This window comes from Streptomyces sp. AC558_RSS880 (assembly GCF_019049255.1).
In the GTDB taxonomy this organism is placed as follows: domain Bacteria; phylum Actinomycetota; class Actinomycetes; order Streptomycetales; family Streptomycetaceae; genus Streptomyces.
The window spans coordinates 18,144-31,887 of record NZ_JAGMUJ010000019.1 but is presented as its reverse complement, the minus strand read 5'-3'; the positions used below and the strand labels follow the sequence as shown (position 1 = coordinate 31,887).

The 13,744-nt window shown below is 72.7% G+C and carries 15 protein-coding genes; 10 read left to right on the top strand and 5 right to left on the bottom strand.

Annotated features, from left to right (window positions below; all coding sequences use genetic code 11):
- Positions 1 to 107: 107 nt before the first annotated feature.
- A complete protein-coding gene (locus KUM38_RS07305) occupies positions 108 to 725 on the bottom strand; it encodes an NTP transferase domain-containing protein (RefSeq protein ID WP_217128452.1) in 618 nt (205 codons plus the stop codon).
- A 217-nt stretch (positions 726 to 942) separates the two neighbouring features.
- Between KUM38_RS07305 and KUM38_RS07300 the strand changes: the two genes are divergently transcribed.
- Entirely contained in the window at positions 943 to 1,230 is a 288-nt protein-coding gene (locus tag KUM38_RS07300) for a DUF5955 family protein (protein ID WP_308408918.1), read from the top strand.
- Between the two features lie 12 nt (positions 1,231 to 1,242).
- On the opposite strand, the gene allR is transcribed toward KUM38_RS07300, so the two are convergent.
- Positions 1,243 to 2,049: an allantoin degradation transcriptional regulator AllR gene (gene allR / locus KUM38_RS07295; RefSeq protein ID WP_217128450.1), complete on the bottom strand. Its 807-nt coding sequence runs from the start codon at positions 2,047 to 2,049 to the stop codon at positions 1,243 to 1,245.
- 243 nt (positions 2,050 to 2,292) lie between these two features.
- Between allR and allB the strand changes: the two genes are divergently transcribed.
- Both allB and alc read left to right on the top strand, forming a co-directional pair.
- Positions 2,293 to 3,633: an allantoinase AllB gene (gene allB, locus KUM38_RS07290; protein ID WP_217128449.1), complete on the top strand. Its 1,341-nt coding sequence runs from the start codon at positions 2,293 to 2,295 to the stop codon at positions 3,631 to 3,633.
- A gap of 32 nt (positions 3,634 to 3,665) precedes the next feature.
- Complete coding sequence (gene alc, locus KUM38_RS07285; RefSeq protein WP_217128448.1) at positions 3,666 to 4,757, top strand: allantoicase; 1,092 nt, start codon at positions 3,666 to 3,668, stop codon at positions 4,755 to 4,757.
- Between the two features lie 118 nt (positions 4,758 to 4,875).
- On the opposite strand, the gene KUM38_RS07280 is transcribed toward alc, so the two are convergent.
- Complete coding sequence (locus tag KUM38_RS07280; RefSeq protein ID WP_217128447.1) at positions 4,876 to 5,640, bottom strand: SDR family oxidoreductase; 765 nt, start codon at positions 5,638 to 5,640, stop codon at positions 4,876 to 4,878.
- 146 nt (positions 5,641 to 5,786) lie between these two features.
- Between KUM38_RS07280 and KUM38_RS07275 the strand changes: the two genes are divergently transcribed.
- Positions 5,787 to 6,413: a dihydrofolate reductase family protein gene (locus tag KUM38_RS07275; RefSeq protein WP_217128446.1), complete on the top strand. Its 627-nt coding sequence runs from the start codon at positions 5,787 to 5,789 to the stop codon at positions 6,411 to 6,413.
- 41 nt (positions 6,414 to 6,454) lie between these two features.
- Here the strand turns inward: KUM38_RS07275 and KUM38_RS07270 are convergent, their stop codons facing one another.
- Complete coding sequence (locus KUM38_RS07270) at positions 6,455 to 6,655, bottom strand: hypothetical protein (protein WP_217128445.1); 201 nt, start codon at positions 6,653 to 6,655, stop codon at positions 6,455 to 6,457.
- A gap of 179 nt (positions 6,656 to 6,834) precedes the next feature.
- Here KUM38_RS07270 and KUM38_RS07265 point away from each other — a divergent pair, with 179 nt between their 5' ends.
- Together KUM38_RS07265 and KUM38_RS07260 are read left to right on the top strand one after the other, a co-directional pair.
- On the top strand, positions 6,835 to 8,085 hold the full coding sequence (locus KUM38_RS07265; RefSeq protein ID WP_217128444.1) for a histidine kinase: 1,251 nt from the start codon (positions 6,835 to 6,837) through the stop codon (positions 8,083 to 8,085).
- Between the two features lie 58 nt (positions 8,086 to 8,143).
- Complete coding sequence (locus tag KUM38_RS07260) at positions 8,144 to 8,818, top strand: response regulator transcription factor (protein ID WP_217128443.1); 675 nt, start codon at positions 8,144 to 8,146, stop codon at positions 8,816 to 8,818.
- Between the two features lie 11 nt (positions 8,819 to 8,829).
- Here the strand turns inward: KUM38_RS07260 and KUM38_RS07255 are convergent, their stop codons facing one another.
- Entirely contained in the window at positions 8,830 to 9,852 is a 1,023-nt protein-coding gene (locus KUM38_RS07255) for a Gfo/Idh/MocA family oxidoreductase (RefSeq protein ID WP_217128442.1), read from the bottom strand.
- A 116-nt stretch (positions 9,853 to 9,968) separates the two neighbouring features.
- Between KUM38_RS07255 and KUM38_RS07250 the strand changes: the two genes are divergently transcribed.
- From KUM38_RS07250 to KUM38_RS07235, 4 genes are all read left to right on the top strand, one after another.
- Positions 9,969 to 10,718, top strand: coding sequence for a GntR family transcriptional regulator (locus KUM38_RS07250; RefSeq protein WP_217128523.1), 750 nt, complete (start codon positions 9,969 to 9,971; stop codon positions 10,716 to 10,718).
- Between the two features lie 171 nt (positions 10,719 to 10,889).
- Positions 10,890 to 11,894 (top strand): sugar ABC transporter substrate-binding protein, encoded by a 1,005-nt coding sequence (locus KUM38_RS07245; protein ID WP_217128441.1) that lies wholly within the window; start codon positions 10,890 to 10,892, stop codon positions 11,892 to 11,894.
- Positions 11,891 to 12,946, top strand: a complete 1,056-nt coding sequence (locus tag KUM38_RS07240) for an ABC transporter permease (RefSeq protein WP_217128440.1) — start codon at positions 11,891 to 11,893, stop codon at positions 12,944 to 12,946. The genes KUM38_RS07245 and KUM38_RS07240 overlap by 4 nt, the downstream gene beginning before the upstream one ends.
- Positions 12,943 to 13,734: an ATP-binding cassette domain-containing protein gene (locus KUM38_RS07235; protein WP_217128439.1), complete on the top strand. Its 792-nt coding sequence runs from the start codon at positions 12,943 to 12,945 to the stop codon at positions 13,732 to 13,734. The genes KUM38_RS07240 and KUM38_RS07235 overlap by 4 nt, the downstream gene beginning before the upstream one ends.
- Positions 13,735 to 13,744: the final 10 nt, after the last annotated feature.

Sequence of the window (13,744 nt, the reverse complement as noted above, 5' to 3'; positions counted from 1 at the left end):
GTTTCCTCATGGTGGAAGTTCAATGTTTTGTTGATGTCGAGATTCTCCGGGTCGAGGGAAGGTGGCGCTCGGTGCCTCCTCCACCGCTCACCCACCGCAACCCCGGCTCATTCAAGGTGCGCCAGATCCGCCTCGGTGTCGATGTCGTAGGCCTCGGCCACGTCGCCGCACTCGACGAGCGTGAGTCCCTCCGCGTGTTCCTCCAGATGGGCGCGTGCCCCCCGGTCGCCGGTCGCGGTCGCGGCGATCCCGGCCCAGTGCGCGGCGCCGAACAGCACCGGGTGGCCGCGCACGCCGGCGTAGGCGGCCGAGACGAGCGACTCGGGGGAGTCGTGGGCGCCGAGCACCCGGGCGACCGCCTCCGGGCCGATCCCGGGCTGGTCGACCAGCGAGACCAGCGCGGCCCGCGCGCCCGTCCCGGCCAGTGAGTCGAGACCGGCCCGCAGGGAGGTGCCCATGCCCTGCTCCCACCGCGGGTTGTCGACGAGGACGCAGTCCGGCAGGAGGGCGCGGGCGCGCACCTCGTCCGCCCGCGCGCCGAGCACCACGTGCACCCGCGCGCAGCCGCCCGCGCGGAGCACCCCCACCGCGTGCTCCACCAGCGGCCGCCCCCGGTGCGTGAGCAGCGCCTTGGGCCGCCCGCCGAGCCGCCGCCCGCCGCCCGCGGCCAGCAGCAGTCCCGCGACCTCCGCGGTGGTGTCCCCGCCCCTGTGATGTGTCGTCATGCCTCCTGCATACCGCACCCGTCGCGGGGTGCCGGGACGGGTGCCCGGGGCCACCATGTCACGCTGCGGAGCAACTCGATGACGCAGTGGACTGGCGCGAGGGGGCCGGGGTGGCGTTTACTGGCGCGACCGGCCGGCGGGTACCGCGGCCGGTCGGGGAGGCGCACAACGACGTGCCAGGGGGAGGACTGCGTTGCCCAGTGTGGAGCAGAGGCGTGTGCCCGGCAGTCAGGTGGACCCGCGGGTGAGGGAGCTGCGCTCCGTCGTGTCCCGGTTACGCCGTCAACTCGCCGCCCATCCCGGGGACTTCCGGGACCGGAGCATCGCGGAGGAGGAGCTCGCCGCGCTGGCCGGCATGGCCGCCGGCGGCGACCTTGAGATTCCCCGGCTGCGCCGCTCCCTGCTGCTGATCGCGGGCGCGATCGGCTCGGTGAGCGCGTTGGGGCAGGGCGTGCGCGAACTGCGCGAGGCGGTGGACCTGTTCGGCCCGTCACCGCGCGGCTGACGCGCGCCCTGATCAGGCGGTGGGGGTGGTGCCCGGTGTGGTGAGCGCCTCGGAGAGTTCCGCCGCGACCTGCTGGAGCACCGGCACGATCCGCTCCGTCGCCGACTCCGTGACCCGCCCCGCCGGGCCCGAGATGGAGATCGCCGCCGCCGTGGGGGAGTCCGGCACCGGTACGGCGAGGCAACGGACGCCGATCTCCTGCTCGTTGTCGTCCATCGCGTAGCCGAGGCGCCGTACGTCCTCCAGGGCCGCCAGGAAGCCCTCCGGTGTGGTGATGGTCCTGTCCGTCGCGGCGGGCATGCCGGTGCGGCCGAGCAGGGCCCGCACCTCCTCCGGCGGGAAACCGGCGAGCAGGGCCTTGCCCACGCCCGTGGAGTGCGGCAGGACGCGCCGGCCGACCTCGGTGAACATCCGCATGGAGTGCTTCGACGGCACCTGCGCCACGTACACGATCTCGTCCCCGTCGAGCAGTGCCATGTTCGCCGTCTCGCCGGTCTCCTCCACCAGGCGGGCCAGGTACGGGCGCGCCCAGGTGCCCAGCAGCCGGGAGGCGGACTCGCCGAGCCGGATCAGCCGCGGGCCCAGCGCGTAGCGGCGGTTGGGCTGCTGGCGTACGTAGCCGCAGGCGACCAGCGTGCGCATCAGGCGGTGGATGGTCGGCAGGGGCAGTCCGCTGCTCGCGGACAGCTCGCTCAGGCCGACCTCGCCGCCCGCGTCCGCCATCCGTTCGAGCAGGTCGAAGGCGCGCTCGAGGGACTGCACGCCGCCACTGGCGGCGGACCGGGCGGAGTCGGTGGTGCTGGCGCTGGACGTCGGCACGGCGCGTTCCTTTCGAGGCCTGGCAGGAAGGGCAGAAGCCTACCCGGCGGCCGGTCGGCCGCCCGCTTGTGCGTAGCCACGTTCTGCTGAGTGAAAGTCTAGTTCCACTTTGTGGAATCGTCCAGGGGTGGCCGTCGGGGCGGACCGTGCGGGGTGAGGGCCCTTGACGGGCCGGGGGCGCGGGTGAAGACTCCTTCAACAGAACGTTGAATTCCAACCCGGCGGAAGATCAGGAGGATCCGGGTGCCCGACGCCGAACACGTGCTGCGCTCCACGCGCGTCATCACTCCCGAGGGGACGCGCGCCGCGTCCGTCACGGTCGCCGACGGCACGATCACGGCCGTCCTGCCGTACGACGCGCCCGTCCCGGAAGGCGCCCGCCTGGAGGACCTCGGCGACGACGTCCTGCTGCCCGGCCTGGTCGACACCCACGTGCACGTCAACGACCCCGGACGCACCGAGTGGGAGGGCTTCTGGACCGCCACCCGCGCGGCGGCGGCCAGCGGCGTCACCACCCTGATCGACATGCCGCTCAACTCCCTCCCGCCCACCACCACCGTCGACCACCTGCGCACCAAGCGGCGCGTCGCCGCCGACAAGGCCCACGTCGACGTCGGCTTCTGGGGCGGCGCCCTGCCCGACAACGTCAAGGACCTGCGCCCGCTGCACGAGGCCGGCGTCTTCGGCTTCAAGGCCTTCCTGTCGCCGTCCGGCGTGGACGAGTTCCCGCACCTCGACCAGGACCGACTCGCCCGCTCCCTGGCGGAGATCGCCGCCTTCGACGGACTGCTGATCGTGCACGCCGAGGACCCGCACCACCTCGCCGCCGCCCCGCAGCACGGCGGCCCGAAGTACGCCGACTTCCTCGCCTCCCGCCCGCGTGACGCCGAGGACACCGCCATCGCGCACCTCGTGCGGCAGGCGAAACGTTTCGGCGCGCGGGTGCACGTGCTGCACCTCTCCTCCGGCGACGCGCTGCCCCTGATCGCCGCGGCCAAGGCGGACGGCGTACGCGTCACCGTCGAGACCTGCCCCCACTACCTCACCCTCACCGCGGAGGAGGTCCCGGACGGCGCCAGCGAGTTCAAGTGCTGCCCGCCCATCCGCGAGGCCGCCAACCAGGACCTGCTCTGGCAGGCCCTGGCGGACGGCACCATCGACTGCGTCGTCACCGACCACTCCCCGTCCACCGCCGACCTCAAGACGGACGACTTCTCGACCGCCTGGGGCGGCATCTCCGGCCTCCAGCTCAGCCTGCCGGCCGTCTGGACCGAGGCCCGCAGACGCGGCCACGGCCTGGAGGACGTCGTGCGGTGGATGGCGGCGCGCACGGCCCGGCTGGCCGGCCTCGACGCGCGCAAGGGCGCCATCGCGCCCGGCCACGACGCCGACTTCGCCGTCCTCGCCCCCGACGAGACCTTCACCGTCGACCCGGCGGCGCTCCAGCACCGCAACCGCGTGACGGCCTACGCGGGCAGGACCCTGTACGGCGTCGTGAGGTCCACCTGGCTGCGCGGCGAACGCATCCTCGCCGACGGCGAGTTCACCGAACCGAAGGGCCGACTGCTCACCCGCTCCCACTGACACCGACACCCGAGAGGCAGGACCAGATCACCGTGACGGCGATCGAGAGCTTCACCGGCGACGCACACCCCTACAGCGGCGGTGACCCGTACGCGGACTACCGCACCGCCGACTTCCCCTTCACGCACCACGCCGACCTCGCCGACCGCCGGCTCGGCGCCGGTGTCATCGCCGCCAACGACGAGTTCTTCGCCCAGCGCGAGAACCTGCTGCTGCCCGGGCGCGCCGAGTTCGACCCCGAGCACTTCGGGCACAAGGGCAAGATCATGGACGGCTGGGAGACCCGGCGCCGCCGCGGCACCTCCGCCGAGCATCCGTGGCCGGCGGACGAGGACCACGACTGGGCGCTGATCCGGCTCGGCGCGCCCGGCGTCGTCCGCGGGATCGTCGTGGACACCGCCCACTTCCGCGGCAACCACCCGCAGGCCGTGTCCCTCGAGGGCACCTCGGTGGCGGGCTCCCCGTCCCCGGAGGAGCTGCTCGCGGACGAGGTGAAGTGGACGACGCTGGTCCCGCGCACCCCGGTCGGCGGCCACGCGGCCAACGGTTTCGCCGTCACGTCCGAAGAGCGCTTCACCCACCTGCGCCTCAAGCAGCACCCCGACGGGGGCATCGCCCGGCTGCGCGTGTACGGCGAGGTCGTCCCGGACCCGGCGTGGCTGGCCGCGCTCGGCACCTTCGACGTCGTCGCCCTGGAGAACGGCGGCCGGGTCGAGGACGCCTCGGACCGCTTCTACTCACCGGCCACCAACACCATCCGGCCCGGCCGCTCCCACAAGATGGACGACGGCTGGGAGACCCGCCGCCGCCGCGACCGGGGCCACGACTGGATCCGCTACCGCCTGGTCGCCCAGTCGGAGATCCGCGCCCTGGAGATCGACACGGCGTACCTGAAGGGCAACAGCGCCGGCTGGGCGTCGGTGTCGGTGAAGGACGGGGACGACGGCGACTGGCGGGAGATCCTGCCCCGCACCCGCCTCCAGCCCGACACCAACCACCGCTTCGTCCTCCCGGCCCCGGCGACCGCCACCCACGCCCGCGTGGACATCCACCCGGACGGCGGCATCTCCCGCCTGAGGCTCTTCGGCTCGCTGACCGAGCAGGGCACGGCGGAACTGGGCTGACGCCACGGCCGGCAGTCGTGCCGCTGGGGCGGCACGGGTGGGCGCGGCGGCACCCGGCAACCGCCGGCAGCGCAACCCCCGCACGGCGGCCGTCACCCCGGCCGCCGTGCGCCGGCGATCACGCCGCATGCCCCCCGTCCACCGCGAACTCCGCCCCGGTGACGTACGCCGCCCCCGCCAGGTGGACGATCGTCTCCGCGACCTCCTCCGCCGTACCGAACCGCCCCACCGCCGTCATCGCCGCCTGCCCGTCCGCATACGGCCCGTCCGCCGGATTCATGTCCGTGTCGATCGGCCCCGGATGGACGATGTTCGCCGTGATCCCCCGCTCACCCAGCTCCCGCGCCAGCGCCTTCGTCAGCCCCACCAGCGCCGACTTGCTCATCGCGTACAGCGTCCCGCCCGGCCCGGGCACCCGCTGCGTCATGCACGTACCGACGGTGATGATCCGCCCCCCGCGCGGCATGAGGGCGACCGCCGCGCGGGAGGCGAGGAAGACTCCGCGCACATTCACCGCGAGCACCCGGTCGACATCGGCGAAGGACAGTGTCTCCACCGGCCCGAGCACGCCGACGCCCGCGTTGTTCACCAGGACGTCGAGCCGGCCCAGCTCCCGCGCGGCGGCGTTCACCGCCCCCACCGCCTCCTCCGGGTCACCGGCGTCCGCGCGCAGGGCCACCGCGCGGCGCCCCAGCGCCTCCACGGCCCGCACGACCTCCTCGGCCGCCTCCTTGCCGTTCACATAGGTCACCGCCACGTCCGCGCCCTCCCGCGCGAGCCGCAGCGCCGTCGCCGCGCCGATCCCGCGGCTGCCGCCGGTCACCAGCGCCACCTTGCCGAGCAGGGCCTTCTCAAGGGTCTTCACAGAAGTGTCTGTCGTCATGCGTCCATCCCAGCGCCCCCGCCGCCCGGTCGCTGGCGGCGAACGGACGTCGACCTGACGCCCCACCGATGAGTTGCGGACCCCACCGCGGTCTGAGCTGATGACGACATGTCCCCACCCGTGCACCAGGAAGGCAGGAACCCGTCATGGGCAAGCTCGTAGTCACCACCTTCGTCACCCTCGACGGTGTCTACCAGGCCCCCGGCGGCCCCCAGGAGGACACCAGGGACGGTTTCGAACAGGGCGGCTGGAGCGTCCCCTACGGCGACGAGGACTTCGGCCGGTTCGTCAACGGGGTCTTCTCCCGCGTGGGCGCCTTCCTCCTCGGCCGTCGTACGTACGACATCTTCGCCTCGTACTGGCCGAAGATGACCGACCCCGCCGACCCGGTCGCCGGCAAACTGAACGCGCTGCCGAAGTACGTCGCCTCCACCACCCTCACCGACCCCGAGTGGGCCGGCACCACCGTGCTCCGCGGCGACCTCGCCAAGGAGGTCATCGCCCTCAAGGAGCGCACCGACGGCGAGCTCCAGCTGCACGGCAGCGGAGCCCTCGCCCGGTCCCTGTTCGCGCTCGACCTCGTGGACACCCTGCACCTGCTGACCTTCCCGGTCGTCCTCGGCGCCGGGCGCCGCCTGTTCCCGGAGGGCTCGATGCCGAGCGCCTTCCGGCACACCGGCGGAGAGATCACCGCCGCGGGCGTGTCCATCCAGGCCTACGACTTCTCCGGCCGCCCCGAGTACGGCTCGTACGAGCTCCCGGAGGACGCCTGACACCGGCCGTACCGGTGGACGCCGCCGCCCGGACGGCGATGTCAGCCGGGCTTCCGGCTCTCCGCGGCGGCGAACAGGGCGCCGCTCAGCACCAGCAGGGCGATGCTCGCGAAGAGCTCGTAACCGTCGAGGAACGAGAACCGGTGGACGAGTCCCCAGTCCCAGCCGGCGAACTCGCTCACCAGGCCCGCCACCCCCTGCACCCCGGTGAGGAACCCCAGAACTTCCAGTAGTCGCTTCATGCCACCGACTCTCGCCCCGCGGACCCCCGGCCCGTATCGGCCGCGGGGCGAGCCCTTCCCGACGGAAGGCGGCGCTTCGCGCCGGCCGGAGCGCCGAAAGTCTGCGGTGCCGCGACTTTGGTCGGCGATCCCGCCCGCACGGCGGTGCCGGAGGCGTTCTCTGCATAGATTTGTCGACTGTGACTGGTGACAAGGCGGCGCAGACCGCCCCGGTGTTCACGGGGCGCCGATGGTTCTTCCCGTCCGCCCTCCTCCACGAACTCGACCCCGACGCGGCCCGTTCCGGGCGCCGGCCCCGGCGCACCGCGCGGGACTGGGTCGTCGACTTCTCCTGCTTCGTGCTGGCCGTCCTGGTGGGTCTCCTGGGCGCCGAGTCGCTCAACGACAACCACGCCGTCCCGCACGCGCTGGCCGTCGCCGACCAGGTGCTCGGCGCGCTGTCGTGCGCCGCGGTCTGGCTGCGCCGGCGGTGGCCGCTCGCCCTGGCCGCCGTGATGGCCCCGGTCAGCTTCGTCTCGGAGACCTCCGGGGGCGCGGCCATGATCGCCCTGTTCACGCTCGCCGTGCACCGGCCCTTCCGGTACGTGCTGTGGGTGGGCGGAGCCCACGCGGTGTCCGTCCCGCTGTACTTCTGGTGGCGGCCCGATCCCGACCTGCCGTACCTCGCCTCGCTGCTCCTCTTCGTGGTGCTGGTCGTCGCGATCGTCGGCTGGGGCATGTTCGTACGGTCCAAGCGGCAGCTCATGCTGAGCCTGCGGGACCGGGCGCGGCGGGCCGAGACCGAGGCGCGGCTGCGGGCCGAACAGGCGCAGCGGCTCGCGCGCGAGGCCATCGCGCGGGAGATGCACGACGTGCTCGCGCACCGGCTGACGCTGCTGAGCGTGCACGCGGGCGCCCTGGAGTTCCGGCCCGACGCCCCGCGCGAGGAGGTCGCGCGGGCGGCCGGCGTCATCCGGGAGAGCGCGCACGAGGCGCTGCAGGACCTGCGGGAGATCATCGGCGTGCTGCGGGCCGGTGACTCCGACGACACGGGCCGGCCGCAGCCGACGCTCGCGGCGCTCGACACCCTGGTCGCCGAGTCCCGGCAGGCCGGCATGAAGGTCACCCTGGACCAGCGGGTCACCGGCCCGGCCGGCGTCCCCGCCTCCGTGGGCCGCACCGCCTACCGGATCGCCCAGGAGGGCCTGACCAACGCCCGCAAGCACGCCCCCGGCACGGAGGTCACCGTGTCGGTCACCGGCGGCCCGGGGGAGGGCCTCACGGTGACCGTGCGCAACCCGGCGCCGGAGGGGGACGTACCGCGCGTGCCCGGCGCCGGGCAGGGCCTGATCGGTCTCACCGAACGGGCGGCCCTGGCGGGCGGCACCCTGGAGCACGGGCCCACGCCCGACGGCGGGTTCGCGGTACGGGCACGGCTGCCGTGGGCGTGAACGGGAACCGGCCGGTGCGTGTGTCCCCGCCCCGCCCGGCCGTGATTACGTACGGGTCATGACTGCGATCAGGGTGCTCCTCGTCGACGACGACCCGCTGGTGCGGGCCGGGCTGTCCTTCATGCTGGGCGGCGCGGACGACATCGAGATCGTCGGTGAGGCCGCGGACGGCGGCGAGGTCGAGGCGCTCGTCGACCGCACCCGCCCGGACGTCGTCCTCATGGACATCCGGATGCCGACGGTGGACGGTCTCACCGCCACCGAGTCGCTGCGCCGGCGCGAGGACGCCCCGCAGGTCGTGGTGCTCACCACCTTCCACGCCGACGAGCAGGTGCTGCGCGCGCTCCGCGCGGGCGCCGCCGGGTTCGTCCTCAAGGACACCCCGCCCGCCGAGATCGTCGCCGCGGTGCGCCGGGTCGCGGCCGGCGACCCGGTGCTGTCGCCCACGGTCACCCGGCAGTTGATGGCCCACGCGGCCGGCACCGCCGCCGACACGCGGCGCACGCGCGCGCGTGCGCGCGTCGCGGACCTCAACGACCGTGAACGCGAGGTCGCCGTCGCGGTCGGCCGGGGCCTGGCCAACGCCGACATCGCCGCGGAGCTCTACATGAGCGTGGCCACCGTCAAGACCCACGTCTCCCGCATCCTGGCCAAGCTCGGCCTCAACAACCGCGTGCAGATCGCCCTGCTCGCCCACGACGCCGGCCTCCTGGAGGAGACCGACGGCCGCTGAGCCCGCGCGGGTCAGGTGTACGCCGCCGTCGCCCCGCGCACCAGCTCCGTCGGCCGGACCGGTCTGCGCTCCCGCCGGGACAGCTCGCACGCCTCCGCGACCAGCAGTGCCTGAAGGGCCTCCCGCCCGTCGCACGGGTTGGCCCGCTCGCCCCGCACCACCTCGACGAACGCGATCAGCTCGGCCTCGTACGCGGGCCCGAACCGCTCCAGGAAACCGGTCCACGGCTTGTCCGCGGCCGGCGGCCCGGTCGGCTCGGTGGACGCGATCGGCGTACGGTCGTCCAGGCCGACGGCGATCTGGTCCCGCTCCCCGGCGAGCTCCATGCGCACGTCGTAGCCGGCGCCGTTCAGCCGGGTCGCCGTGACCGTGGCGAGCGTGCCGTCGTCGAGGGTGAGGAGCGCCGCGCCGGTGTCGACGTCGCCCGCGTCGCGGAACATCGCGGGCCCGGCGTCGGACCCGGCCGCGTAGACGTCCGTGACCTCCCGGCCGGTCACCCAGCGCAGGATGTCGAAGTCGTGGATCAGGGCGTCCCGGTACAGCCCGCCGGACTGCGGCAGGTACCCGGCCGGCGGCGGCTCCGCGTCGCCGCTCATCGCCCGTACGGTGTGCAGCCGCCCGAGCCTGCCCGAGCGCACCGCCTCCCGGGCGCCCGTGTAACCGGCGTCGAAACGGCGCTGGAACCCCATCTGCAGGACGGTCCCGGCGGTCTCGACCTCCGTGATCGCCTGTAACGTGCCCGTCAGGTCCAGGGCGACGGGCTTCTCGCAGAACACCGGCAGCCCCGCGCGTGCCGCCCGGCCGATCAGATCGGCGTGGGCGGACGTGGCCGCCGTGATCACCACGGCGTCCACTCCCCAGGTGTAGATCTCGTCCACCCCGGGTGCCGCCGTCTCGCCGAGCCGGTGGGCGAGGGCCTGGGCCCGCGCCGGATCGACGTCCGTGAGGATCAGGGAGCCGACGTCGCGGTGCCTGCTGAGTGTGTGGGCGTGAATGGTGCCGATGCGGCCCGTACCGATGACCCCTATGCGCATGGAAACAAAGTGGGGCTCGCGCCGCTCCCTGTCAATGCGTATGTCCGGACAACCGAACTACACGACTTCCCGTCAACAGCGCACGGGGCTACGCTCGGCCCGTGCCGAAACCAGAAGTGGACCCGACCGTACAGCTGGAGCTGAGCGTGGACCGCGGCTCCCCCGTGCCGTTGTACTTCCAGCTGTCCCGGCAGCTGGAGTCCGCCATCGAGCGCGGCGAGCTGACCCCCGGCACCCTGCTGGGCAACGAGATCGAGCTCGCCGCGCGGCTGGGCCTGTCCCGGCCGACCGTCCGCCAGGCCATCCAGTCCCTCGTCGACAAGGGGCTGCTGGTGCGCCGCCGCGGGGTCGGCACCCAGGTGGTGCACAGCCAGGTCAAGCGTCCCCTGGAGCTCAGCAGCCTCTACGACGACCTGGAGGCGGCCGGTCAGCGTCCCGGGACGAAGGTGCTGGTCAACACCGTCGTGGAGGCGTCCGCCGAGGTCGCGGCCGCGCTCGGCGTGGCCGAGGACAGCGAGGTCCACCGGATCGAACGGCTGCGGTTCACCCACGGGGAGCCGATGGCGTACCTGTGCAACTACCTGCCGCCGGGACTGCTCGACCTGGACACCGGCCGGCTGGAGGCCACCGGCCTGTACCGGCTGATGCGGGCCGCCGGGATCACCCTGCACAGCGCCCGCCAGACCATCGGCGCCCGTGCCGCCACCGCCGACGAGGCCGAGCGGCTGGGGGAGGCGACCGGCGCCCCGCTGCTCACCATGGAGCGCGTGACCTTCGACGACACCGGCCGCGCGGTGGAGTTCGGCACCCACACCTACCGGCCCTCCCGCTACTCGTTCGAGTTCCAGCTGCTTGTACGGTCCTGACAATCCGGCGCGACGCGCGCACTGTGCCGTCGTCATGTCAGGACAATGTGACCGACTTCCGGTCCCCGCGCGGGGACGCCCGATGCCCGTGTTCGACAATGGGGCGTTTGGGGCCGGTGTGGTCATCGGCCCCTTGCATACGCAAGAGCACAGCAAGAAGGGCAAGTCCTCGTGTCACGGTTTTCGACCTGGGTGGGCATCGCGGTGGCGGGGGCGCTGAGTCTCTCGCTCGCCGGATGCAGCGGTACCGGCGGCAAACGAGCGGAGGACGCCCGCGCGGCCGCGGCGGCCCAGGGCAGGGCGGCGGTGGACACCCCCCGCTGGACCTTCGCGATGATCACCCACGCGGGAGACGGCGACACCTTCTGGGACATCGTCCGGAGCGGCGCGGAGCAGGCCGCGGTGAAGGACAACGTCCGCTTCCTCTACTCGCACGACGACGAGGCCCAGCAGCAGGCGCAGCTCGTGGACGCGGCCGTCGACAAGAAGGTGGACGGCATCATCGTCACCCTCGCCAAGCCGGACGCGATGAAGGCGTCCCTCGCGCGCGCCCGCGAGGCCGGCATCCCGGTCGTCACCGTGAACAGCGGCTCGGCCGAGTCGAAGGAGTTCGGCGCGCTCACCCACATCGGCCAGGACGAGACGATCGCCGGTGAGGCGGTCGGCGAGGAGCTGAACGAGCGCGGCCGCGAGAAGGCCCTCTGCGTCCTGCACGAGCAGGGCAACGTCGGTCACGAGCAGCGCTGCGACGGGGTGGAGAAGACCTTCGACGGCACGGTGGTCCGCCTCCACGTCAACGGCACGAGCATGCCCGACGTGCAGTCGGCGATCGAGGCCCGGCTGCAGTCCGACGCCGCCGTGGACGCCGTCGTCACCCTGGGCGCCCCCTACGCCGACACCGCCGTCAAGGCGCGTGAGGGGGCGGGCAGCGACGCCGAGATCGACACCTTCGACCTCAACGCCAAGGTCGCCGCCGGCCTGAAGGACGGAAGCCTCGGCTTCGCCGTCGACCAGCAGCCCTACCTCCAGGGCTACGAGGCGGTCGACCTGCTGTGGCTGTACCGGTACAACGCCGACGTCCTCGGCGGCGGCCGGCCCGTGCTCACCGGGCCGCAGATCATCACCGAGGACGACGCCGCCGCGCTCGAGGACTACACGCAGCGGGGCACCCGATGAGCGCGACGACTCCCGACGTATCTCCCGACACATCTGGTGAAAGGTTTCTGCGCGGCTCTTCGCCGCTCCGGCGGCTGCTGACCAGACCCGAGCTCGGCTCCCTCGTCGGCGCGATCGCCGTCTTCTGCTGCTTCGCCCTCGCCGCCGACAGCTTCCTGCGCGCCTCCAGCCTCGGCACCGTGCTCTACGCGTCCTCCACCATCGGCATCATGGCCGTCCCGGTCGCGCTGCTGATGATCGGCGGCGAGTTCGACCTGTCGGCCGGTGTCCTGGTCACGTCGTCGGCACTGGTGTCGTCGATGTTCAGCTACCAGATGACCGCCAACGTCTGGGTCGGCGTCGGCGTGTCCCTGCTGGTCACGCTCGCCGTCGGCGCCTTCAACGGGATCATGCTGGCCCGCACGAGACTGCCGAGCTTCATCATCACGCTCGGCACCTTCCTGATGCTGACCGGCATGAACCTCGGCTTCACCAAGCTGATCGGCGGCACCGTCTCCACCAGGACCATCGCCGACATGGAGGGCTTCACCACCGCGCGGGCGCTCTTCGCGTCGACCTTCACCGTCGGCGGCGCGCACATCAAGGTCACCGTCCTGTGGTGGCTCGCCCTGGTCGCCCTCGGCAGCTGGATCCTGCTGCGCACCCGCGCCGGCAACTGGATCTTCGCGGTCGGCGGCAACGAACAGGCCGCCCGCGCGGTGGGCGTCCCCGTGACCCGCACCAAGACCGCCCTCTACATGGGCGTCGCCCTCGGCGCCTGGATCTGCGGCCAGCACCTGCTCTTCAGCTACGACGTCGTCCAGTCCGGCGAGGGCGTCGGCAACGAGCTGATCTACATCATCGCGGCCGTCATCGGCGGCTGTCTGATCACCGGCGGCCACGGCAGCGCCGTCGGCTCGGCGGTCGGCGCGCTGCTCTTCGGCATGACCAGCAAGGGCATCGTCTTCGCCGAGTGGAACCCCGACTGGTTCAAGTTCTTCCTCGGAGCGATGCTGCTCCTCGCCACCCTGCTCAACACCTGGGTGCGCCGCCGCGCGGAGGCCTCGACATGACCCGGACCGACTCCCGTACGGCCCTCGTGGAGCTGTCCGGCGTCAGCAAGCACTACGGCAACGTCCGCGCCCTCGAGGGCGTGTCGCTGGAGGTGCACGCGGGTGAGATCACCTGTGTGCTGGGTGACAACGGCGCCGGCAAGTCCACCCTGATCAAGATCATCGCGGGACTGCACCGGCACGACGGCGGCACGCTCGCCCTCGACGGCGAGGAGACCCACCTGGCCTCCCCGCGCGACGCCCTGGACCGGGGCATCGCCACCGTCCACCAGGACCTGGCCGTCGTCCCGCTGATGCCGGTGTGGCGGAACTTCTTCCTCGGTTCCGAGCCGCGCAAGGGCACCGGCCCCTTCAAGCGCATGGACGTCGACCGCATGCGCCGCACCACCCGCGCGGAACTCCTCCGCATGGGCATCGACCTCCGCGACGTCGACCAGCCCATCGGCACCCTCTCCGGCGGCGAACGCCAGTGCGTGGCCATCGCCCGCGCGGTGCACTTCGGCGCGAAGGTCCTGGTCCTGGACGAGCCGACGGCGGCGCTGGGTGTGAAGCAGTCGGGGGTGGTCCTGAAGTATGTGACAGCGGCACGCGACGAGGGCCTGGGCGTCGTCTTCATCACCCACAACCCGCACCACGCGTATCTGGTGGGGGACCGGTTCGTCCTGCTGAAGCGCGGCACGATGGTGGGAAGCCACACACGTGACTCCATCACGCTGGACGAGCTGACACGGCAGATGGCGGGAGGCAACGAGCTGGACGATCTACGCCACGAACTGCAACGTCCCTAGGGGCGCGGGG